Genomic DNA, 22,731 nt, shown 5'->3' with positions numbered 1-22,731 from the left:
GCGTGGAGGGATGCGAGCACTCACATGGCAAGGACTCCAGGACGTCTCGGTCCAGTCAGTCCCCGACCCCGTCCTGCAGGACCCGACCGACGCGATCGTGCGCGTCACCTCGACCGCGATCTGCGGCTCCGACCTGCACCTCTACAACGTGCTGGCGGCCTACCTGCACCCCGGTGACATCCTCGGGCACGAGTTCATGGGCGTCGTCGAGCAGGTGGGCAGCGCCGTCGACACGCTGCAGGTCGGCGACAAGGTCATTGTCCCGTTCAACGTCAGCTGCGGGAAGTGCTGGATGTGCGAGCGCGGCCTGTTCGCGCAGTGCGAGACCACCCAGAACGTCGACCAGGGCAAGGGTGCGAGCCTGTTCGGCTACACCGACCTCTACGGCGCGGTGCCCGGCGGCCAGGCCGAGCTGGTCCGGGTCCCGCACGCGGACTTCGGGCCGGTGCGGGTCGACCCCGAGCTGGCCGACGAGCGCGTGCTCTACCTCACCGACATCCTCCCCACCGCCTGGCAGGGCATCGAGTATGCCGACGTGGCCGAGGGCGGCACCCTCGCCGTCATGGGCCTCGGCCCGGTCGGGCAGCTGGCCGTCCGCGCGGCCCGGCACCGTGGCCTGCGGGTCATCGGCGTGGACCGGATCCCGGAGCGCAACGCGCTGGCGGCCCAGTGGGGCGCCGAGGTCGTGGACCTGGCCACCACCAAGGACGTGGGCGGGGCCATCCGCGACCTCACCGACGGGCGGGGCGCCGACGGCGTCCTCGAGGCGGTCGGCATGGAGGCGCACGGCAGCCCCGTGCTGGGTGCCGCGGTCTCGGCGGCCAAGCGGCTGCCCAAGCCCCTCGCCCGCACCGCGATCGAGACCGCCGGGGTGGACCGGCTGGCGGCGCTGCACGCCTCCATCGACGCGGTGCGCCGCGGCGGCACCGTCTCGATCAGCGGCGTCTACGGCGGCATGGCGGACCCGATGCCGATGATGGAGCTCTTCGACAAGGGCGTCCAGATGCGCATGGGGCAGTGCCACGTGCGCCGGTGGACCGACGAGCTCTACGAGCTGGTCAGCGGCGCCGAGGACGTCCTCGGCCTAGAGGACCTGGCCACCCACCGGGTGCCGCTGGAGCAGGCGCCGGAGATGTACCAGACGTTCAACGACAAGCAGGACAACTGCCTCAAGGTCGTGCTCACGCCGTAGGGGCCGACCCCGGGCCGCGCTGGTTGAAGCGCTCCGCGGCCCGGCGGCCCAGGGTGGTGAGGCGGCTCACCACGCCGGACCCCAGCTGCTGCGCCGCGGTCCGCCCGGTCACCGGGCGGGCCGCGTCGCGGTCTGCGGGGGCACCGGGGAGCAGCCGGGAGGTCAGGCCCATGACCCGGACGGTGGTGGCGGGCATGAGCCCGTGCACGCGCATGCCGATCTTGGCCAGCGGCGTGAGGACGACCATGGGCCGGCCGGCCAGGACGCCGTCCACCATCCGGCGGGCCGCGCGCTCGGCGTCCATCGACAGCAGGGGGAGCGAGGCGGCGGGGGCGAACCAGGCATACTCCGCGGCGCGGTCGCCGGTGAACTGCGCGTTCTCGTGGGAGCCGGTGCGCATGAGGCCGGGCACGATCGTGGTGGCGGTGACGCCGGTGCCGGAGAGCTCGCTCGCCAGACCCTGGGTGAGGCCGGTGGCGCCGAACTTGGCGGTGGAGTAGGGGAGCAGGTGCGGCGGGGCGACGACCCCGCCGATGCTGGAGACCACGCCGAGCCGGCCGTGCCCGCGCTCGCGCATGCCGGGCAGCACCGACCACAGGGTGTTGAGCGGGCCCAGGAGCATGGTGCCGAGGGCCTGGTCGAAGGGGTGGAAGGTCATCGTCTCGGCGGGGCCGACCTGGATGATCCCGGCGACGTGGATGCACACCTCGGCCGGCCCGAGGTCGCTCTCCACCTGGGCGACCCACGCCTGGACGGCCTCCCGGTCGGCGACGTCGCACTCGTAGGCGACGACCCGGCCGGCGTCCGCCCCGGCGTGCTCCCGGGCGCGGGTCTCGGCGATCTCGGCGCCGCGCCGGGTCTCCTCGAGGTGTCGCGCGCAGACGGCGACGTCGTAGCCGCGCTGCGCCAGCTCCTGGGCGACCAGGAGCCCGAGGCCGCGGGAGCCTCCCGCGACGAGGGAGACGGGTCGGGTGGAGAGATCCATCTGCCGACCGTATGCACTGACCCGCGGGCCCGCGACCGGGATCGACAGATCCTCGGTGCGGGCCCGGTGCGTCGGACACGGTGTCAGCGGCGACCACGCAAGAGCCGGAACCCCAGGTCGAGGCCGACCACGGCGGGCCACAGGAACCAACCGAAGATCGCCACGTACATGCCCGTGGAGGACACGGGGTTCGCGACGATCAGCTGTCCGAGCGAGACGATCTCTCCCGTGGCGACCAGAAGACCGAACACCGCGACGGGGCGGCTCAGGAAGCGGTACCGCAGCGCCGACCAGGAGACGAGCGCGACCATCGAGCAGGTCAGGACCAGGGTGAGCGACCCGAACGAGTCGCCGAACGCGCCCGCCGAGAAGAGGGTCACCACCGTGGCGTCGTCGAGCGAGGCCACCGGGTCGACGAACACCCACACGCCGTAGACCGAGGCGAAGACGACGAGCTGTGCGGCGGAGAGCACCCCGACGCCGGTGACGTATCGGCCGGCCAGGCTGTCGGGTCGGTGCGACTCGATGAGACTCGCCAGCGCCGAGACCAGCACGAGCAGCGCTGCTGCGACCACGAGGGCACAGACGGCGTTCACCGCCAGCACGTCCAGCTGCTGCTCGACGTGGCTGCGGATCCCGGCGGGGTCGGTGCCTGCCTCCGGCGGCTCGGGCGCGAAGGTCCCGACCCCGGCGACGACGCACAGGGGGCCGGCCCAGGCGGCGGTGCGCTGAGCGCGACGCACGCGGTCCGGGGTCGACGTGACCGGCGTCGTCGGCGCTGGCCGCTGGGTCGGTGGTGGGTCGGAGCGCGGAGTGGTCGGGGTGGTCATGGGAGAACCCTTCCTGGGGATAGATGGGTGGTCGGTCCTACGGTCGTCTGGACGCCGTCCCGAGCCCCAGCGGCAGTGGTCCCGGGTCTGCCCGAGCCTGGGCCCTCCGAGTCGGGACGTCTGTCCCTGTGACCCGGGACGCGGCCAGCGGTACCTTTCAGGCATACCGCCACGCCGGTCGCGGGACCGGTCGACGCCGGTGGTGAGGAAGAAGGTGCGCCGTGACCCGCGCCAGCACCGGACGAGCGGTGGGCCTGGCGCTGGCCGCGGCGACCGTGGTGCTGGCCGCCGGGGTGCTGAGGGTGGGTGGCTGGCTCGGGCCGGGGGGCCTCTCCCTCGGTGACGGTGCCTGGTTCGTCAGCTTCCTGGTGTTCCCGGTCGTCGGCGCCCTGCTGGTCTGGCACCGGCCTGGTCTGGCCATCGGCTGGGTCTACCTCGCGATCGGGCTGGCGCAGACCACCGGCGGAGCCCTGGAGGTGTTGGCGGGCCACCACCTGGCTGCCGGCCGGGCAGATGCGGCCGCCTGGGCGAGCTTGCTCGGCAACGTCGGCCTCGGGACGGCGTGGACCCTGGCCTCGACCCTGGCGCTCCTGCTGTTCCCCGTCGCCCTTCCCCCTCGGTGGCGCCGCAGCCTGCTGGTCGGCTCGGGGGTGGGGTATGTCGTGATGCTGACCGGGTACGCGCTCGCCTCCGGTCCGGTCGACACCGACCTGGGGTTGACCAGCCCGCTGGCGGTGGAGGCCGCCGGCTCGTGGCCGAGGCGGTTGGGTGACCTGGCCGCGGTCGGCCTGCTGGGCGTCACCCTCGCCGCGTTGGTCCTCCTGGTCCTCACGTGGCGCCGCTCCTGGGGCACGGAGCGGACCAGGCTCCTGTGGTTGGCCTTCGGGGCTGTCGTCGCGTTGCTCGCGGCCGTGGTGGCGCTCGTGCTCGTCCCCTGGGCGCCGGACTGGGTGGGGGGCGTCGTCGAGGCGGTCGGCATCGCGGCCGTCCCCGTGGCTACCGGGGTGGGGGTGCTGCGCTCCGGTCTGTTCGACATCGCGGCGGTGCTGGACCTGACCATCGTGTATGCCGTGCTGACCGGCATCGTGCTGGCGACCTACTTCGCCACCCTCGCCCTGGCGACCGGTCTCCTCGGGGCCGATGCCGGCCGCGCCGCATCGCTGCTGGCCAGCGCCACGGTGGCCGTCCTCCTCGCACCGGTGAAGGCCTGGCTCCACCGGGTGGTCGAACGCTCGCTCTACGGCGATCGCGCCCAGCCCTACCAGGTGCTCGCCGACCTGGCCGCACGCCTGGAGCGGACCACGGCGGTCGAGGATCTCATCGCGACGGTGACCGAGACGGTCAGGAGTGCGCTGCGGCTGCCCTTCGTCGACGTCCTGCTCGGGTCTGCCGGTGACCTGCCACCCCAGGGTGCCGTCGCGCTGCCGCTGGTGGCGCACGGGCGGCACGAGGGGGTGCTCGTCGTCGGCCGGCGGCCGGGCCAGGCGGCGTTCTCCCCGGCCGAGGTGCAGCTGCTGCAGGATCTCGCCCTGCAGGTGGCCGGCGAGGTGCGGGTGGCTCGGCTGGCGGAGGACCTGCAGGAGTCACGGGAGCGTCTGGTGCGGGCCCGGGAGGATGAGCGTCTCCGGGTCCGGCGCGACCTGCACGACGGCATCGGCCCCACGCTGGCAGCCGCCGCCCTGCAGGTGGACGCGTTGCGGGAGCGGTGGGTCAGCGACGACCCGCGGGTGGACGCACTGCTGGACAAGGTGCGCACGGAGATCGAGGAGTCGGTGCAGGGCGTCCGTGACGTCGTCGACGGTCTCCGGCCACCGGCGCTGGACGACCTGGGCCTGGTGGGGGTGGTCCGGGAGCACGTGCATGCCCTGGCAGCCTCTGGGCTGGAGGTGGACCTGCGCTGCCCACCGACGCTGGAGGTGGGCAGCGCCGCGGTGGAGGTGGCGGCATACCGGATCGTGACGGAGGCCCTGACGAACGTCGTCCGGCATGCACGGGCCGGCACCTGCCTCGTGCAGCTGCAGATCCGCGACGGGTGGCTGCTGATCGAGGTGCAGGACGACGGCGTCGGGCTGACGGACGCGGCGTCCGGCGTGGGGCTGGTGTCCATGCGGGAGCGCGCCGCCGAGCTCGGTGGGACCCTGGTCACCGGAGCACGACCCGGCGGCGGCACCACCGTCGCCGCCCGGATCCCGATCGGAGGTGGACAGGGATGACGGCCCGGGTGCTGCTCGTCGACGACCACCCGATCTTCCGGGAGGGGTTGCTGGCAGCACTCGAGGACGAGCCCGGCATCGAGATCGTCGGGGAGGTCGGGACGGGGGAGGACGCGGTGGCCGCGGTCGGCCGGTGCACCCCGGACGTCGTGCTGCTGGACCTGAACCTGCCGGGCCTGTCCGGGATCGAGGTGACGCAGGCCGTGGTGCGCGACCATCCGTCGGTCCGGGTGCTCATCCTCACCATGCAGGCGGACGACGAGTCGTTGTTCGCGGCCATCCGGGCTGGTGCGGCGGGGTACCTGCTCAAGGGGGCGCACCGTCAGGAGGTCATCCGTGCGGTGACCGCCGTCGCCGACGGCGAGGCGGTGTTCGGGGCGGAGGTGGCGCACCGGATCCTCGCCCAGCTCACCGGGGACGGCTGCGCAGGGCCTTCGGGCGCACCCTTCCCGCAGCTGACCGTCCGCGAACGGCAGCTCCTGGACCTGGTCGCTCAGGGCCTGGGCAACCAGGCGATCGCCGTCCGGATGCACCTCGCGCCCAAGACCGTCCGGAACAACGTGTCGACGATCCTGCAGAAGGTGCAGGCGGCCGACCGGGCAGGGGCGATCGCGCAGGCCAGACGGCTGGGGCTGGGGCGGCCGTGAGCTGCGCCCCGTGGGTTGCCGTGCCGGCAGGGGAGCGCCGTTCCACACCGGCGACAGGACGGTCCAGGGTGGCGGGACATCGGCGGTCTTCCTAGACTTGAGAGTCGGCGGCTCCGAGCGGGCCGGGAAGGGGTGCGGGTGCCGATCGAGCGGGAGGACGTCGGCTGCTGGGTCGTGCGGGGCAACGCCGGGACAGGAACTCCGACGACCGTCACGTCGACCTCGATCGCCCGCACATCGACCCCGGCGGCGCCTGGACCGGTGCCGCAGGAGTGGTGCCTGGCGCGCACCTACCGCACCCGCCTGGTCGAGCCGGGCGACCTCGTCGTGCGCTACCTCGGTGGCCAGAAGGCGCCTGGCATCGTCGAGCTCGGCCGGGTCACGCACCCGGTGCAACCCGCGGAGGGCTCCGACAAGCCGGAGGTGCGCTACGCCGCCGTGTCCCTGAGGCAGCCGGTCGCCAGGCAGGTGCTCAAGGACGACCCGGTCCTGTCCGGGTGCGAGCTCATCCGGCTCGGCCGGGCGGCCAACCCGCTGCACCTGACGCCGGAGGAGACGCTGGCGCTCACGGCATACCTCGCGGCGGACGACCTGGAGCGAGCCGCGTGGCCCGCGCGACTCGCCGAGAACCCCTTTACACCGTGGACGGGACAGGACTAGCGTCCCTCTCACGCATCGTCTCCCGACGGACCTGACCGCCGGGGCTGGCGCTCGGTCCCGTGGATCGGCGCACCCTTCCGGTCCCTCTCCTGGTGTGGACGTATGGCCGACCTGCTCGCCACCCTCGGCACGGCCCTCGGGGACTGCCTCCGGCAGCCACCGCCACCCGGCCTGCCCCCGCTCCCGACGAGCCTCGCGGCCCTCGGCGAGGGCTCCCTGGACGACCTGTCCGTCGGCACCGACCCCCGCGGTCCCGGCGTCGACCGGTGGTGGGCCCTGCTGCGGTCGAAGGTCACCGACGTGGCGGTCAGGGAGACGCTCGCGGTCCGGGCGCTGCAGCTGAGGCTGCCCCGGGTGGCCGAGGCCCTCACCCTGCTGGGCGTCGTCGAGGTCACCTGGGAAGCGGGCGGGAGCGCCGCCCAGGTCCGCCACCTGCGCCTCCGGTGGGACCGCCTGCGGGGGCTCACCCAGGACCCCGGGCCGGTCGCGCTGACCGCCCTCGCGGGCCGGGTCAACGGGCTCGGCGACGTCCAGTCCCTGCAGGTGCTGCTGCTGCTCCTGCTGGGTGACCCCGGTGCGCTGCTCCGCCTCGAGTATGCCCGGCAGGGCTTCACCGCGCTGCCCACCGGCGACGGGTCCGGGCTGGGGGACCTCGTCGCGATCGTCAACTCACCGGTCTACCTCCCGCTGCCCGCCGGAGGGCTGACCCGGACGCCACCGGCCACCGGCGTGCATCTCGTCGCGACCGGCCCCGACCTGCCGCTGCAGCCCGGGGACCTGGGCGACCTCGCCGTCGCCGCGGTGCTGCCGGCCGGCCAGGCGCCCACCGGCCCGGTCACCCTCGCACCCGGCTGGCAGCTGGTCGTGGAGGCGGCCGGCGGAGGCCAGACCCGGATCGCCCTCGGCGCCGGCGGGGACGTGCTCGACCCGGCGGTGCGCTCCTCCGGTCCGGTCGGCGTGCACGTCACCCCGCAGACCGCGCCGGGCGCGGACGCCTTCCTGGTCGGTGACCGCGGCGGCACCCACGTGGGGCTCGGCCAGGTCCGCCTCGGGGTGGTCCTGCGCAGCGAGCCGGAGACACCGTTGTTCACGCTCCTGCTCAGCCTGGGCCAGGTGCGTCTGGCCCTGGGCGCCGACGTCCTCGGGCCGGTGGCCGGCGGGCTGCCGCTGCCACCGGCCTTCGTCGTGTCCACCGAGGTCCGCACCGCCTTCCTCCAGGGCGCCGGGCTGTCCTCCGGGGGTGTCGGGGCCGACCTCGGGGTGGAGGTCACGCACGCCCTCGACCTGCTGGTCGGCGGGCCCGGCGCAGGCCTGCGGGTCCCCACCGTTCTGGCCCGGCTGGAGCTGCAGGTCGGGACCGACGCGGTGTACCTGCGGGCGTTGATGCGACTGTCGGCCCGGGCCGAGCTGGGCCCGGTCTCGCTGACGGTGACGGGCGCAGGTGCCTGGGTCGGGAGGTGGACGAGCGGCACCGCGGGCCTGCTGCCCCCGACCGGGATCGGGGTCGCCCTGGACTCCGGCCCGGTCTCCGGCGGGGGCTTCCTCGCCCGCCTCGGGCCGCGGGTGCACGGCGGTGCCCTGTCGCTGAGGATCCTCGGGATCGGCGCCTTCGCCTGGGGTGTCCTCGAGGAGCTGCCCGACGGCGCCACCTCGGTCGTGCTGCTCATCGGCATCCGGCTGCCGGTGCCCGGCCTGCAGGTGGGCTTCGGCTTCGCCGTCTCCGGGTTCGGCGGGCTCGTCGGCGCGCACCGTCGCGCCGACCTGGACCGGCTCCGGGAGAAGCTCGGCGACGGCACCTCCGGCGACGTGCTCTTCACCGACGACCCCGTCCGGCACGCGCCCCGGCTGCTGGGCGAGCTCGGGACCCTGTTCCCGGCGGCCCGCGGCAGCCACGTCGTCGGGCCCACCCTGCAGCTCAACTGGCTGTACCTCCTCAGGCTGGACCTCGGGCTCTTCCTCGAGGTCCCCTCCGGGAAGGTGTTCGTGGCCGGTACCGGCCGCTACGTGGTCGGCACCGAGGACTTCGCGCTGGTCCGGTTGCGTCTCGACTTCGTGGGTGGCGTCGACCCGACCCAGGAGTTGCTGTTCTTCGACGGCCACCTGGTGGACTCCACGGTGCTCGGCATCATCCGGATCACCGGCGGTATCGCCTTCCGGCTCGGCGTCGGGGCCAGCCCGTTCTTCGTCTACTCGGTCGGCGGGTTCCACCCCGGCTTCGACGCCCGCGGGCTCACCGTGCCCGCGCTGCCGCGGGCCGGGGCGTCGGTCTCGCTCGGCGTCGTGTGGTTGCGCCAGGAGATGTACCTCGCGGTCACCTCCACCTCCTACCAGCTCGGCACCCGCACCGAGGCCGGCATCAGGATCGGCCCGATCAAGGTCCACGGGTGGGTGCAGTTCGACGCGCTCATCCAGCTCAAGCCGTTCTTCTTCACCGCGCGCATCGACGCCGGCATGGCCGCGGAGTTTGCCGGCGTCGAGTTCGCCAGCATCCGCGTCCTCGGCGAGCTCTCCGGCCCGGGCCCCCTCGTCCTGCACGCCCGCGGCAGCGTCCGGGTGCTCGTCAAGGTCAGCAAGAGCGTCACCATCACCCTGGACAGCTCGCCGCCGGAGCACCTGGAGACCATCACCAACCTGGCCCGGCATCTCGAGGGTGAGCTGTCCCGCCAGGAGAACCTCCGGGCGGAGGGCACCGACCCCGAGGTCGAGCTCGCTCCCGGTGCGGCCGACCCGACGCTGGCGGTCCCGGTCGGTGCCCTCGTCTGGGAGCAGAAGCGGGTGCCGCTCCAGCAGCTGCTCGAGCGCGCCGAGGGCCAGCCGCTCTCCCCGGCCCGGACGCTGCACGTCGAGGTGGCGGGCTGGCAGACGACCCCGGAGCACGACCGCTTCTCGCACGGCACCTTCGCCGACCTCTCGGACGCCCACCAGCTCGCCACCCCCACCTTCGTCGAGGCGATCTCGGGGTTCAGGGTGGGCGTGGGCGGGGAGTTCGAACCCGCCGGGGACAGGGAGCCTGCTCCGCTGACGACCGACGTCATCCGCCTGCCCGAGCGGCAGTCGTTCCTGGGGCGCGCGGCGCGGCTGTCGACAGACCGGCTGGCGACGCTGGTCGAGCGAGCGCAGGGTCCCGCGCTCGCCGCCCAGGAGCCGCAGGTGGGGGTGGTCGCCGAGCCGTGGCGGGTGGGGGAGCGCACCCTCGACGGCTTCGGTATGCCGTTCACCGCCGCCTCGGCGTCGAGCACCGCCCGGCACGCGGGTCTGGTCGCCGCCGCGGCGTCGAGCCCCGTCGTCTCCCTGACGGGGGTCTTCGATGGCTGACGAGCTCGTCTTCACCAGCTGGCGCCAGCCCGCCGTCGTGGCCGCGGCGACGGGGGCCGTCGGTGGGCGGCGCGCCGGCCGGCTCGACCTCACGCTCACCGACTCCACCCGCACCGGCCCGGGCGAGCCGGCCACCGGAGGGGTCGGCTTCACCCTGCGCTCCGGTGCCGACGTCGTCGGCCTCGCACCCTCCGCGATCCGGCACCGGGCGCCGGCGCCGGGGGTCACCGACGCCGAGGACACGAAGTTCCCGCACGTCGACCTGCACGCACCGGACCTGCCCTGGCGCTACTCGGTCCTTCCCACGGAGCAGGGGCAGCTGCGGCCGTGGCTGGCGCTGGTCGTCGGCACGCCGGAGGAGATCCAGGTCTCCGGCCGGTCCGCCACCCTGTCCGCCTCCCTGCTGCAGGACTACCCGCTCGTCAGGTCGCACCTGTGGGCCCACGTCCAGGTGCCGGACGACGAGGCCAAGGACCGCGTCACGATCGGCCAGCGCGCACCGGACCGCTTCTCCCGGGTGCTGTCGCTGCGCCGGCTGCGGGCGCAGACGGCATACCTCGCGGTGCTCGTCCCGACGATCGGCCCCGGTGGTGCCGACCGGTGGGACGACGACGGCGTGGTCGTCGGCGGTCCGGTCCCGGTGCTGGACAGCTGGCGGTTCGCCACCGGGGAGGCCGGGGACTTCGAGAGCCTCTGCCGTGCCCTCCGGCTGCGCGACCCGGAAGGGATCGGCCAGGCGTCACTGACCGCCCGGCTCCCCGGGGACGACCCTGGAGGGCCTGCCACCCGGGTCTTCCTCCAGGTCCGGGGGGCGCTGTCCGCACTGAGCGACGCCACCCCGTCGCCGGACGACGAGGTCCGGTCGGTGACCGCGCACCTGCGCTCCCTGCACGACCTGCCCGTCCCGCCGGGGACCCCCGACCTGCTCGGGCTTCCCGAGTACGGGCCCCCCTGGGTCGATCTCCCCGAGCAGATGCCCCCGGGATGGGTGCGTCAGCTCTACGAGGACCCGCGGCACCGGATCCACGCCGGGACCGGCGTGACCGTCGGGGTGGAGGCGCAGGACGAGCTGATGCGGGCCGCGGTGGAGCAGGCGGGCGCCCTGCACGAGGCGACCGCGCTCATCGCCCGGGCCGCTGCGGGGCTGGCCCTCTCCGGCGACCTGTGGCACCGCTCGCTGCCGGCCGACCCCGTCGCCCGGCTCGCCGTGCTCGCCCCCCAGGCCGCGCGGCTGCGCGACGGCTCCGGCCGGGTGCTCGCCGAGACCGTCTCCGGAGACGGCAGCCCGCTCGTCCCGGAGATGTTCACCGGCGCCGCGCAACGGCTGCTCGACCGCACCGAGGACCCCGCGGCCCTGTGGCGGGCGGCGGTGACCCCGGCCCCCGCGCCGGCACCGCGCGGCGGGTCCGAGGACGAGGCGGTCCAGGCATACCTCGACCCGACCCGTGCCTGGGAGATGGCCAGCGGCGACCCAGAGCTGGCGGACCGGGCCACCGCCTTCCTCACCGAGCTGCTCCAGGAAGCCCTGCGAGTGGGGCGGGACTACCGCCGTGGTCGCGGCGCCCGCCCGGACGATCCGTGGTGGCTCGTCGAGTCGGCCCTGTCCGTGGCCGAGCGCGCCCGCGACCTCGTCGACGAGGTCCTGCCGATGATCCACGAGCGGTGCGGCTGGGGGGCGGTCATGCGTGATGCCGCCGTCCGGGCGGACGCGCACGGCCCGCTGGGCGACGAGCTGGAGCAGTTCGTGGCGGACCGCGGCCAGGACCCCTCCGCCGTGCGGTTCTTCGCCCGTGGCGTCGCCGCCGGTGGTGAGGAGGAGCTGGTCTTCGGAGTCCTGCAGGAGCGGCTGCTCGAATGCCTCGTCCCCGAGTCCCGCGTCCCGCTGCGGCTCCCGGTGCCGGACACCCGGGTGCGGATCGACCCCGTCGGGCTGTCCGGGGCCCTGCAGGACGCCCTCGACCCCCGCCGCGCGGGTGCCCCGGCCCGGGTGTCCCTGGGCGAGCGCGTCACCGGCCTGCCCCTCGCGGACCTCGGCCCGCCCCGCTTCCCGCTCGGGCTGGACCTGCCCACCTGGAGCCTGCTGCGGAGTCACGAACCGGACTGGTTCCTGCCCGGCGCCCAGACGCTCGAGCCGGACACCGTCCTCGCCCTGCGTACCAACCCCGCCTTCATCAGCGCCTTCCTCGTCGGCCTCAACACCCAGTTCCTCGCCGAGGCCCGGTGGCGGGGGCTGCCGGTCGGGCGGCACGGCACCCCGCTAAGGATGTTCTTCGCGCCGGTCGACGCCGTGTCGGGGGAGCGGACCCCTGACGTGCTGCCGATCCAGACCTGGGACGCGCAGGCGGACCTCGGGGACCGGACGCACCTGTTCCCGCCGGGGCTGCCCGTGGAGCCTCCGGCGGAGCAGCTGGTCGTGCTCTTCCGCACCTCGCTGTTCCGCCGCTACCCGAGGACGTCGGTCTACCTGCAGGCGGTCTTCGCCGAGGGCCGGCTGGCCGACCCTCCCGAGTTCGAGGCGCCGGACCTCGACGACGACGAGCTGCTCGCCCTCTGGCACGCCGACCGGGCCTGGATCCCGCCGGCGTTCACCGGGAGCCTCGGACCGGAGACCGTCTTCTTCGTCTTCGACGTGCCGCCGGGCGAGCTGGACGACTACCTCGTCGTCCTCGACGAACCGCCCAGCGAGACCCGCTTCGGCGCGCGACCCGACGACGACCCGCCCGTGACCCTGACCACGCTGCTGGCCCAGCTCAGCAGCGCGAAGGTGGCCGCCATGGCGATCGACCGGCATACCCGGGTCGCCATCAGCGGCACCTACCTGCGCGCCCAGGGCGGAGGGACACCGTGAGCGGCGACGTCGGCGTCCTGCTGCCGCTGCAGCTGGAGACGCTCTTCGACCCCCCGGCCCCGGGCGACGACCGGTGGCGGCTGCGGGTGCGGGTGGTGCCGCAGCCGGTCGCGGTCGACGAGCACGACCCGCAGGTGCGCGACGGCGAGCTCGAGGCGGCCACCGTCTTCTGGCGGGCCGTCCGGCACTCCGGGCGCCTGCGGGAGGCCGACCTGGACAGCGACCGGGTGCGCGACGCCTTCGGCACCCTGGCCCGGGCGACGGGGCCGGCGCGGGCCGCCTGGCTGGCGACGGCCACCCGGGGCGTGCGCCAGGACGGAGCGTGGCACGCCGTGCCCCTCGACCCCCCGGAGGGTGAGCTGCCCGAGGTCTCCGTCGTGCGGGGTATGCCGCCGCGCCTCGCGGTGGCGGTGTGGACCTATGCCGGCGACGGCTCCGAGGCGCTGCAGCGAATCGGCTCGCTGCCGGACGACGCCCAGCCGGCGGAGACGACGATCCCCGACCCGCTCGAGCTCCCCGTCCCGGCCGGGCCGGACGACCTGGCCACGAGCTGGCTCACCGACGCCGGGCGTGCCCGGTCTCTGGGCCTGCTCGGCATCTACGACCTGCCCCCGGGGCTGACACCGGACACCCTCGGCGGGGTCGTCGTCTGGGGGCTCGGGGAGCAGGGCCCGGCCGAGCTGTTCGCCGCGCACGCCCTCACCGGCGGGCTCGGGCCGTTGCCGCTGGGGGCGGCGACGAACAGCGTCGGTGGGGACCCGACCGCGACCACACCCGGGCCGGGTGCGGCCGACGTGACGGGGTGGTGGGCGACGGTGCGGGCGCGGGTGCTGGGCACCATCGGCACCGTGCCGGGCCTGGACCACGCCCTGCAGCGGTTCGTCGTCGGTGCCAGGCTGCCGGCCGTCGCGGGTCCGCTCACCGCGGCTCCGGGCGGCTGGTCGGGGCTGGGGGACCGGGAGGCCGCGGAGGCCCTGCCGGACGACCCGCTCCCCGGGACCGGCCTGTCCCGGCTGCTCACCGCGGCGCTGTGGCCGGCGCTCTGGGGCGGCGCGCTGGTCGACGAGTGGCAGGTCGACCTGCCCGTCGCCGCGGCCCTCACCGGGTGGGCGCTGGAGCACCTCTCGCCGGAGGGGCCGCTGCCCTCGCTCCGGGTGGGGGAGGACCCCTACGGGCTGCTGCCGGTGACCTGGCTGGGCGGCTGGGCACCGGAGGACGACGACCCGGGCGAGCTGCGCGCGGGGCTGGAGCGGCTCCGCTTCGTGCTCACCGAGTCGGTGGCGGACCTGCACGCCCACCTGCGACCGGACGGCACGGTGCGCGGCGCCGGCCCGGCCCGGTATGCCGCGCTGCTCGCCCGCGGCGGCGTCTCCACCGTCTACCGGCAGGTGGGGTTCGGCCGATTCCCGCTGTACGACTACGTCGAGGGGGCCGAGAAGCTGGCCACGGGGACCGTGGACGCGCTCGATGCCCTCGGGCTGCCGGTCCGCCACGACGCCGCCGGACGCCCGGACGTGTCGGTGCGCTTCTGGGACACGAGCCTGGGGCTTCCTCTGCTGCGGCACCCGCACGCGGCCTACGCGCACCGGGAGCGGGAGGCGCGCAGCGTCCCGCTGCCGTGGCTGGTCGACCTGACCCTGGGCCGGGCCGAGCTGGGCCGGCTGGAGCTCGGCGGCGGGCGTCGGCCGACGAGTTTGCGCGAGCTCTTCGAGCTCCCTCAGCACGGCCGGGTCGAGCTGTGGGACGAGGACGGCGGCGACGCTTCGGAGTACCCGTGGCTGCGACGCGCCCCCGACTCGCTGCTGGCCCGGCTGCTGCTGCAGTCCTGCCTCACCGCGAACCGGTGGCGCCGGGACGGCGAGCTGGAGACGCTGGTGCGCCCGGTCGTCGAGGGGGACCCCGGCGCCGACGACCCGCAGGTGACCGCGGCCCTGCAGCTGGCCCGGCTGCTGGACCGCGGACGCTCTGACCCCCTCGAGCCGGTCGACGCGGCCGCGGGTGCCTCGCCGCCCGGCTCCACGGCATACCCCGCGCCGTTCGAGCCCGACCCGGGCGTCGCCGACCGGGTGGAGCGGGCGCTCGCCGCGACCCTGGAGACGACCTCGACCCGGGTGGACCCGTGGGTGACGGCCTTCGCGTGGCGCCGGCTCCGCCGGCTCGTCGACGGCGGCGGGGCGCGGCACCGGCTGGGTGCCTACGGCTGGGTCTGCGGGCCGTTCCTCGGGACGCACGGGCCGACGAGCGCCGGGTTGCTGCACACCCCGTCGCTGGACCAGACGTTGACAGCGACGGTCGCCCGGGACGGGTTCCGGGTCGCCGCCGCCCGCGGGCAGGTCAACGAGCGCGGCACCGTGCCGTGGGACATGGCGGTCACCAGCCGGCGCGTGCGCCTGGCGCTCGAGCTCGCCGACGACCTGCGCGACGGGCTCTTCCTGGAGCAGGCGCTGGGGCTGCGGGTGGAGCAGGTGGTGCTCGACGGGGTGCAGCACGGCGCGACGCCCTCCTGGTACGACCTGCTCACCACCCTGCGCACCACCTGGCCCTCGCACCCCGACGACCCGGACCCACGGGTGGTCTGCCAGGGGGAGCAGGCGCTCGCCGGGCTGCTCGGCCCGACCCCGCCACCGACGGTCGTCCTCGGCCCGGAGCAGCGGGAGGCGCTGGAGGAGCTGCGGGCGGCCCTGGAGACGCTCGCCGACCTGGTGCAGCTGGAGGGGGTCCACGCCACCACCACCCGCAGCACGGGCCGGACGGCCGCGGCCATGGACGTCGCTGCCGGAGCCGGGCCGTTCCCGGAGCTGCGCTTCCCGGCGACCCCGGCCCCGGGGCTCGAGGTCGCCACGGTGGTGCTCTCGGTGCTGCCTGACGCCGGCCCTGCGCCCGTCGCGGGGGTCGCGCCGGGGGCGGCGGCGCTCGCCGAGCCGGCGGTGACGGCCTACCTCGAGCGAGTCCTCGGCACCGGGTGGACCTGGACCGGCACCTTCGAGGACGAGCGGACCGCGTCGGTGACCCTGGCGCAGCTCGGTCTGACGCCGGTGGAGGCGCTGGCCTGGTCGCCCGACCAGCTGCGCGCCCTGGCGGCCAGCGCGATGGGCGCGCGGGGGTCGGGTGTCTCCGAGGCCGCCCAGGGGACGTTCGCCGCGGACGTGCGGACGGAGGCCAACCTGGCCTGGGAGCTCACCCGCCGCGACGGCGTCGTGGTCGGGACGCCCACCTCGGCGACGCTGGGGCTGACCGCCGTGGACCTCGAGGAGCGCGACCCGGAGCAGGTCGCCACGCTGGTCCGGGCGGCGTGGCGGCGCTCTGGTGGCACCCCGGGCAGATATGCCGTCACCCCCGTCCCCGCGCCGGCTCCGACGCTGTGGGTGGTCCGGGACGAGCTGGGCAGCGTGCTGGGCCTGGTCGAGGGGGACGACGAGGCCGGGACCATCGGCGGGAGCGACGACCACGGCGGTGGCGGGCAGGGCCGGCGCGAGCGGCACCGCGCGGTGCGGGTGGCGGTCGGTGCCCCCGGGTGCCGGGTGGTGGACCCGCCGGAGCTGGCCCGGCTGCAGGGGCTCTGCCGGGTGCTGGGCGCCCCTGCCCTGGAGCGGGACCTGGCCGAGCGACGCGAGGAGGTGACGGGGTCGGCGGCGGCCGAGGAGCTGCGGGCGCGCTATGCCGTCGTGCACCGGGACCTGGTGGAGGCCCGGAAGCAGGCGACCGTCGCGGCCGGGGCGCAGGGCGACACCCCTTCCCGGCGGGCGGCGGTGCGGCGGGCCGCGAGCTGGGGCGTGCTGCCGGACCGGACCCCGCAGGACGCGGCGGGCCTGCGGGCCGCCGTCCTCGGGGTCGACCCTCCTGCCGGCGCCACCCCGCTGCGGGCCCTGACCCGGTCCGTCGCGCGGGAGCTACGGGCCCGGCAGGACGCGGCACCCCGACCCGGCCGGCTGCGGGGGGTCGACGCGCCGCTCACCGAGGAGGCGCTCGACGAGTTGCACCGGTCCGACCTGCCGGGCGGCGGGCATACCCTCGCGCAGGCGCTCTCCCGGCTCGTCAGCCCGCAGGGCGGACTGCCGGTGCTGGCCCGGTGGCGGCGCAGCGACCTGGTAGCGAGGGCCCGGCTCGTCGGCCCGGACACGGCGCTGGAGGAGGAGTGGCTGACGCAGGTGGCCCCGGTCCGGCGCCCGCTGGCGCGGGTGGAGGCGGTGCAGCTGGGGGTGCTGCGAGCGGGACCCGGGGCCGGTGCGCCGTTCGAGGCCTGGTCCAGCAGCCCGGGGGACCCGTGGCAGCGGGCCGCGGTCGCGGAGAACGTCCGGCTCCGGACGGACCCTCCCGACCCGGGAGAGGAGCTGAGGCCCGGGCACCAGCGGGACGTGCCTCGGCTGGCGGTAGCCCTGAGCCACGCCGGCGCGGTGGAGGGGAACGGCGACGGCGACGACCTGGTCGCGGTGGGCCTCGTCGACGCCTTCAGCGAGGTCGTCCCGGACCGGGTGCGGGACACGCACGCAGCATTCGGCTTCAACGTGCCCGCGGCCCGGGCACCGCACCTCGTCCTGCTGGCGGTGCCGCCCCGGGCGGGGATGCCGCTGGACGAGCAACTGCTCGGCGAGATCCTGCGGGAGACCCGAACGCTCATGGTGGCCCGCACCGCGCAGGTCCCCGACCTGGGCGTCCTGGACCGGGTGCTGCGCACCACCTGGCTGCCGGACGACGACGGCAGCACCGTGTCCGTCCTCTCCCGCGGCGCGTACGGCTGAGACGGACGGAGAGACCCATGCCCCTACCCCCTCGCCGCAGCGTCCGCCTCGACCCCCGTCCGGTCGGGGACCTCGCCGACGCCGTCCGCGGCAGGGTGCACGACCCGCTGTGGTTCGTGGCCCGCCAGTGGCAGATGGGGGAGTTCCAGGGAGAGGACGCCTCCACCCCGGTGCAGGTGCTCCTGGAGGGGAGCAGCACCCTGGTGCGGCACGTCGACACCGGGCGGGAGGCGGGCATGCATCCGGCGGAGGCCCTGGTGGAGGCCGAGGCCGGCGAGGGGTGGACGACCGGACGCCGGGTCCGGGTCGGTGCGCGGGTGGCGGCGGCGGGCAGAGTCCTGCCCGAGGTTGGCGGGCTTCGGCTGCGCGACCTGCCGCCGCCCTACGAGGCGCTCGACGGGGCGTGGGACGGGCTGGCGCTGTGGCGGCGCCGGGGCGAGCTGGGCATACCCGACGAGGAGTTCGGGGAGGTGCCGGAGGAGGTCGAGCCGAGCTGGGACGACCGGGCCCTGGTCTACGACCGGCAGGACGCGTTCCGGACCGGGGAGGTCTCGCTGCACGTGTCCCGCCACCGCGGCGGGTCGGTGGACTGGTGGACGGTCGACGCGGGCGCCGCGCCGAGTCTGGAGCCGACACCTCCCGAGCAGTGGAATCACCGGCAGCTGCCGACCCGCCTGGAGATGCCCGGTATGCCGCGCTGGGGGCTGTGGGAGATCGAGGACGCCGGCGCGGACATCGGGGCGGTGCCGCCGGACGCCGCGCACACGGCGACCTCGCTCATGACGGCCCTGTTCTTCTCTCAACGCGACGAGTGGTTCGACGTGCCCGTCCCCGCGACCGCCGGGACGGTGGTGCGGATCGGGCGGGTGGTGGTCACCGACTCCTTCGGGTTGCGCTACAGCAGCGACGGCAGCGGGGAGGGCGAGCACGTCGACGGCGGGTGGCCCGGGCTGCGGCCGCCGGCCGGGCCGGAGTGGACGCTCTTCCGGGTCAGCGGGATGGACGTCGCGGACCTGCTGCTGTGGCAGGTGGCGACCCGGCCGCTGGCGGGTGAGCTCCTCGAGCACGTGCAGCTCGGGGTGGACGACGCGAGCAACGTCGTGTGGGCGGTCGAGCGGCGGCTCCGGGGGCGGGACGTCGGGAGCCTCGACGCGGCTGCTGCCGCCGTCGGTAGCGCTGGTGGGGACGGAGGTGGCGACGGAGGCGGGGCTGGTGACGGGACCCCGGGGGAGTCGCTGATCCCGGCGCCCCCGGGGGACACGACCCAGCCGCAGGCCTACGTCTACGTGCCGGGGGAGGGTGCGCAGCCGCACTGGATCCCGTACACGATCGAGGACGAGCCCGGTGGGGTGTCCTTCGTGCAGCGCCGGCTGGCGGACTACTCGACGTCGCCCCCGACGCGGCTGGACGTGGCGCAGGCTGACGTGCTCGCCGGGCGCCCCGGCGAGGTGCACCGCATCGTCCCGGCGGCGGTGCCGCCGACCGGGATGGAGCTCGTCCGGCGCTGGCAGCTCGCCAGGACGGCTGCGGGCGACCCGGTGCTGTGGGTCGAGCGGCGACGCCGCCCGTTGACCGCGCCCCCGGCACGGCGGCTGCGCTTCGACGTCGCTGAGCCGGTCGCGGGGTCGGGGGAGTAGGCACCGTGGCGACGACGACGTGGCACTTCACGCTGACCCCGACGCCCTTCACCGGGCACGAGCGCGATCTGCTGGCCGAGGACCTCGTGCGGTGCGGGTCCGGCCCGTCGCTGCTGCACGTGCTGTCAGCGACGGTCGGCGTGAGCAGCCGGTGGACCCGGCCGATGGTCCTGCGCGGGTTCGGCCCTGACGGCCACCTGCGCGGGGCCGCGGTCGTCTTCCTCTGCCGCGATGCTGGGCCGAGCTTCGGCCTGCCCGGTCCGGTCCGGTCGGCCATCCGCCGGGGGCCCTCGATCTGGTACTGGGAGCGCACGTCGCTCGGCACCGACGGCCACGCCAGCCCTGGGCTGGTGGTCGAGGGGGTGGACCGGGACGAGTTCCGCGACCAGGCCCTGCGCTGGTTGCGTCGGCACCAGCTGTTGGGCGTCGTGGTCGAGGACCGGGCCGATCGGCCGCCGCCTTCCTCACGTGGCACGCGCGGGCTGGGGGTCAGCAGGGTGTCCGTCCGGGAGACCGGGCACGCGTCGCTGCTGGAGCGGCACCGGAACCTGTCCCGCAAGATGCGCCGGTTCGGCAGTCGCGGCGGGACCCTCCGCCGGATCCAGGGGGCGCTGCCCGAGGACCTCCGCGAGGTGCTGCTCGGGGCGTATGCCGTGTCTCGGCCCCTCAACCCGCCGTTCGTCGAGCTGTACCCCCAGATGGTCCGCGCCCACAGCGCCCTTGATTCCCCGGACGCCTGGCACGTCGTCGCCGTGCTGGACGGCCGGCCCGTCGGCTACCACTCGTGGTGGCACAGCGGGCATACCCTCTCGTTGCTGTCCGGGGCGTTCACCCGGCCCCCGGGCGGCACGGTGCACGCCTACGAGAACGTCCTGCTGGAGTCGATGGCCCTGGCCCGCGACCTCGGGTGCCGGACGGCGCAGCTCGGGCCCACGGTCAACGGCGTCAAGCGGGCGCTCTTCGGCAGCGACCCCACGGAGCTGCGCTTCGTCTCAGCCCTGCCGCCCATGCGCTGGGGCGTCGGCCTGGCCCTGCCGCGCAGCGCCCTGGCACCAGCCGAGATCGCGCGGGTCACCGGCGGATAGGTGCAGGAGCTGTGGTGCCCGCCCTCCCGCACGACGAGCGGTCACCGCCTCGCCTCGTAGGCGTCGCGGACCTCGCGCGGGATGCGCCCGCGGTCGGACACGGCATACCCGTGCTGTCGCGCCCACTCGCGGATCTCGCCGGGGCTGGCGGCGCGCGCCGAGGTGAACGGTGTGGCCTCGGTGTCGACGTGGCTCTCCTCGCCCGCGTGGGCGAGCGCAGCGGCGAGGAAGCGGTAGGTCCACTCCTGGGCGAGCGCGCGGGTCTCGCAGAAGACGATGGGCACGGCGGGGAAGCGGGCCTGGCACTCGCCGAGCGCGTCGGCGACGACCGCGGGGCGGACATGCTCGAGCTTGAAGACGGCGGAGTAGCGGTCCTCGACGACGACGGCCGCGGTGGGGAGCGAGGAGAGGTCGGCGAGCAGGTAGCGCATCCGCCCGCTGGTCAACGTGGAGACGAGGTCGACCAGGCTCTTCCGCTCGACCGAGGCGAGGATGCGGCCGGCGACCTCGACCGCGTAGTCGCCGGCCGGGAGCCCGTCGCGGCGGGTGGTGACCTGCTGGTGGTCGAAGGACCAGGCATACCGCTCGTGGCTGTCGACGACGATCTTCAGGGTGGGGATGCCCGAGCCGCGCGCCGTGGGGAGGCTCACCGCCGGCCGCGCCTGCTTGGCAGTGCGCGCGGTCTGCCAGAAGACCGCCTCGCGGCCGCGGGCGCGGGTCAGGACGAACTGTGAGCGGTTCTCCCGGCCGCGGTCGAGCACGAGGTCGATGCTGGCGCCGCGGCGCACGCACGAACGGGTCGGGACGCGCTCCACGAGGTCGGGCTCGCTCGGCCAGCCGGTCGCGCGGTGGCAGTAGACCTTGCCGGTCCGCGGCCACGTCTCCTTGGCCTTGAGCACGATGCCGTCGGGCCCGAGGGGGATGCGGAGCAGGTAGGGCAGCCGCGAGCCGTCCTCGGGGTTGTGGGCGATGAGGAAGTCGTCCGGCACGAGGTCAGGGTATGCCGCCGCGCGGTTCATGCCTCGTACCTTGGCCGGGCTCCCACTGCGGCTCATGCCGTGGCCCTCGGCCGGGCTCCCACTGCGGCTCATGCCGTGGCCCTCGGCCGGGCTCCCACCGCGGCTCATGGCCAGGCTCACACCGCGGCTCATGCCGCAGCCGCGTCGGTGTCGGGTGTCTCGACAGGGCGCAGGCCGGTGGCCCGGCCCACGCAGGGGTCGGGTGCGGGGCGGGGTCATCGCAGTCTCCAGCGGACCCCGGTTGAGTCCACGTCAGCGGACGCGTCGTGCTGGTGCACCCAGGTGTGGTGCCGGGGGCAGAGCAGGGCGTAGTTGCCCAGGTCGGAACGGCCGCCGCGGGCCCAGTGCACGACGTGGTGCGCGTCGCACCAGGTCGCGGGCACGTGGCAGCCCGGGAAGGTGCACCCGCCGTCGCGGTGCGCCAGGGCGCGTCGCTGGCCCGGGGTGACGAGTCTCTTGGCGCGGCCCAGGTCCAGGATCTGCCCCGCTTCCCCGAGCACGGCGGGGATGAGGTCGGCCTCGCACGCCAGCTGGCGCACCTGGTGTGCCGGGATCGTGCCCTCGTGCACCGTGCGCCCAGTACCGGCGAGGGCGCCGCGCAGCTCCTGCAGCCCGATCGTGACCATGACCTGCGCCTTGGGCGTCGTGGGCTGCCCTTCGGTGCCCGCGACGCCGCGCCGGAAGACCGTCATGAAGGCGTCGTAGCGGCGCTGCCCGGCAGTCCTCGTGTCCAGCTCAGCCAGCGTCGCGCCGCCGCCCTCGGCGGGGTCCGCAGCACCACCATCGCCCGTGTTGTCCTGGCGCGGTGTCGGCGCGGCCAGTGGTGACATAAGCACCGCCCGGATCGCCTCGTAGTCCGCGTCGCTGCCCACGGTCACCACGAACCGGCGCAGCGACCCGTCCGCCAACGACGACTCGTGCACGTCGCGCAGCTCGTGCCTGGCCTGCGCCCGGGCCACCTGCTCCTTCTCGGACAAGCAGGTCGCCACGAGCTTGGACATGATCCTGCCCAGGTCCCGCTCATCGAACTCCTCCCGTGCCGCGGCGACAGTCAGCAGCTCGGTCGCCTCGGCATACTCGGCCTCCCCCAGCGCCGGCCGGATCCTGGTCAGCGCCCGCAGGACCTGCGCCGCCCGGTGCACCGGCACCGACCCGTCCTGCACGGCGTCCGCCAACGGGACGTGCACGCCCTGCTGGGCGGCGCGGGCGACCATCGCGATCTCGACCGCGGTCCGTGACGCCAGCCCCGGGCATACGCCCCGGACCCAGTCGACGTCGGAGAACCCTGCCTCCTGGTGCAACCCCCGCCCCAGTCCCTCCCGGACCACCGCCACCAGCAGCGCGTGGGTCCGCGCCGCCACCCCGTCCAGCGCGCTCAGCACCTCACCCAGCTCAAACTCCTGCAACAACGCAGGCGACGCCAACGCCGCCACGGAACGCTCGACCGCGTCAGCCAACTGCGCCACGGCCGCAACCGCACCACCCCCGGCGCCGCCGTCCCGGCCGCCGGTGGCCTCACTGCCCCACCTACCCCTCATGCGAACAAGTGTACGAGTCGGGT

Annotated in this window: 13 protein-coding genes; 9 read left to right on the top strand and 4 right to left on the bottom strand. The window is 75.2% G+C overall.

Features of this window, described 5'->3' with window-relative positions; genetic code table 11:
• Positions 1-10: 10 nt before the first annotated feature.
• A complete protein-coding gene (locus tag Q0795_RS00140) occupies positions 11-1,192 on the top strand; it encodes a zinc-dependent alcohol dehydrogenase (protein ID WP_298885180.1) in 1,182 nt (393 codons plus the stop codon).
• Here Q0795_RS00140 and Q0795_RS00135 read toward each other — a convergent pair.
• Both Q0795_RS00135 and Q0795_RS00130 read right to left on the bottom strand, forming a co-directional pair.
• Positions 1,182-2,177, bottom strand: a complete 996-nt coding sequence (locus Q0795_RS00135) for an SDR family NAD(P)-dependent oxidoreductase (RefSeq protein WP_298885178.1) — start codon at positions 2,175-2,177, stop codon at positions 1,182-1,184. The genes Q0795_RS00140 and Q0795_RS00135 overlap by 11 nt on opposite strands.
• A gap of 83 nt (positions 2,178-2,260) precedes the next feature.
• Positions 2,261-3,007: a hypothetical protein gene (locus tag Q0795_RS00130; protein ID WP_298885176.1), complete on the bottom strand. Its 747-nt coding sequence runs from the start codon at positions 3,005-3,007 to the stop codon at positions 2,261-2,263.
• A gap of 221 nt (positions 3,008-3,228) precedes the next feature.
• Between Q0795_RS00130 and Q0795_RS00125 the strand changes: the two genes are divergently transcribed.
• The 8 genes from Q0795_RS00125 (at position 3,229) to Q0795_RS00090 (ending at position 20,151) form a co-directional block, all read left to right on the top strand.
• On the top strand, positions 3,229-5,220 hold the full coding sequence (locus Q0795_RS00125) for a GAF domain-containing sensor histidine kinase (protein ID WP_298885174.1): 1,992 nt from the start codon (positions 3,229-3,231) through the stop codon (positions 5,218-5,220).
• Positions 5,217-5,867 carry a response regulator transcription factor gene (locus tag Q0795_RS00120; protein WP_298885172.1) on the top strand — a complete coding sequence of 217 codons (651 nt, stop codon included), beginning with the start codon at positions 5,217-5,219 and terminating at the stop codon, positions 5,865-5,867. The genes Q0795_RS00125 and Q0795_RS00120 overlap by 4 nt, the downstream gene beginning before the upstream one ends.
• A gap of 138 nt (positions 5,868-6,005) precedes the next feature.
• On the top strand, positions 6,006-6,527 hold the full coding sequence (locus Q0795_RS00115) for a hypothetical protein (protein ID WP_298885169.1): 522 nt from the start codon (positions 6,006-6,008) through the stop codon (positions 6,525-6,527).
• Between the two features lie 102 nt (positions 6,528-6,629).
• Positions 6,630-9,842, top strand: coding sequence for a delta-60 repeat domain-containing protein (locus tag Q0795_RS00110; protein ID WP_298885167.1), 3,213 nt, complete (start codon positions 6,630-6,632; stop codon positions 9,840-9,842).
• Positions 9,835-12,690, top strand: a complete 2,856-nt coding sequence (locus tag Q0795_RS00105) for a hypothetical protein (protein WP_298885165.1) — start codon at positions 9,835-9,837, stop codon at positions 12,688-12,690. Before Q0795_RS00110 ends, Q0795_RS00105 begins: the two co-directional genes overlap by 8 nt.
• Entirely contained in the window at positions 12,687-17,429 is a 4,743-nt protein-coding gene (locus Q0795_RS00100; protein ID WP_298885163.1) for a hypothetical protein, read from the top strand. The genes Q0795_RS00105 and Q0795_RS00100 overlap by 4 nt, the downstream gene beginning before the upstream one ends.
• A 17-nt stretch (positions 17,430-17,446) precedes the next feature.
• Positions 17,447-19,066 carry a hypothetical protein gene (locus Q0795_RS00095; protein WP_298885161.1) on the top strand — a complete coding sequence of 540 codons (1,620 nt, stop codon included), beginning with the start codon at positions 17,447-17,449 and terminating at the stop codon, positions 19,064-19,066.
• Positions 19,067-19,071: 5 nt separating this feature from the next.
• A complete protein-coding gene (locus Q0795_RS00090) occupies positions 19,072-20,151 on the top strand; it encodes a GNAT family N-acetyltransferase (protein ID WP_298885159.1) in 1,080 nt (359 codons plus the stop codon).
• Between the two features lie 41 nt (positions 20,152-20,192).
• Here Q0795_RS00090 and Q0795_RS00085 read toward each other — a convergent pair whose 3' ends face one another.
• Positions 20,193-21,302: a histone-like nucleoid-structuring protein Lsr2 gene (locus Q0795_RS00085; protein ID WP_298885157.1), complete on the bottom strand. Its 1,110-nt coding sequence runs from the start codon at positions 21,300-21,302 to the stop codon at positions 20,193-20,195.
• Positions 21,303-21,385: 83 nt separating this feature from the next.
• Positions 21,386-22,708 carry an HNH endonuclease signature motif containing protein gene (locus Q0795_RS00080; RefSeq protein ID WP_298885155.1) on the bottom strand — a complete coding sequence of 441 codons (1,323 nt, stop codon included), beginning with the start codon at positions 22,706-22,708 and terminating at the stop codon, positions 21,386-21,388.
• Positions 22,709-22,731: the final 23 nt, after the last annotated feature.

The organism is uncultured Serinicoccus sp., assembly GCF_947487915.1.
Classification (GTDB): Bacteria; Actinomycetota; Actinomycetes; order Actinomycetales; family Dermatophilaceae; genus Ornithinicoccus.
Note: the sequence above shows the minus strand (reverse complement) of the source record. Positions and strands in the feature narration are given on the sequence as shown.

Coding starts and splice junctions, on each gene's coding strand:
- Q0795_RS00105 (WP_298885165.1), top strand. CDS start 9,835: ATGGCTGACGAGCTCGTCTTCACCAGCTGGCGCCAGCCCGCCGTCGTG.
- Q0795_RS00085 (WP_298885157.1), bottom strand. CDS start 21,302: ATGAGCCGCGGTGTGAGCCTGGCCATGAGCCGCGGTGGGAGCCCGGCC.
- Q0795_RS00110 (WP_298885167.1), top strand. CDS start 6,630: ATGGCCGACCTGCTCGCCACCCTCGGCACGGCCCTCGGGGACTGCCTC.
- Q0795_RS00080 (WP_298885155.1), bottom strand. CDS start 22,708: ATGAGGGGTAGGTGGGGCAGTGAGGCCACCGGCGGCCGGGACGGCGGC.
- Q0795_RS00095 (WP_298885161.1), top strand. CDS start 17,447: ATGCCCCTACCCCCTCGCCGCAGCGTCCGCCTCGACCCCCGTCCGGTC.
- Q0795_RS00130 (WP_298885176.1), bottom strand. CDS start 3,007: ATGACCACCCCGACCACTCCGCGCTCCGACCCACCACCGACCCAGCGG.
- Q0795_RS00120 (WP_298885172.1), top strand. CDS start 5,217: ATGACGGCCCGGGTGCTGCTCGTCGACGACCACCCGATCTTCCGGGAG.
- Q0795_RS00140 (WP_298885180.1), top strand. CDS start 11: ATGCGAGCACTCACATGGCAAGGACTCCAGGACGTCTCGGTCCAGTCA.
- Q0795_RS00135 (WP_298885178.1), bottom strand. CDS start 2,177: ATGGATCTCTCCACCCGACCCGTCTCCCTCGTCGCGGGAGGCTCCCGC.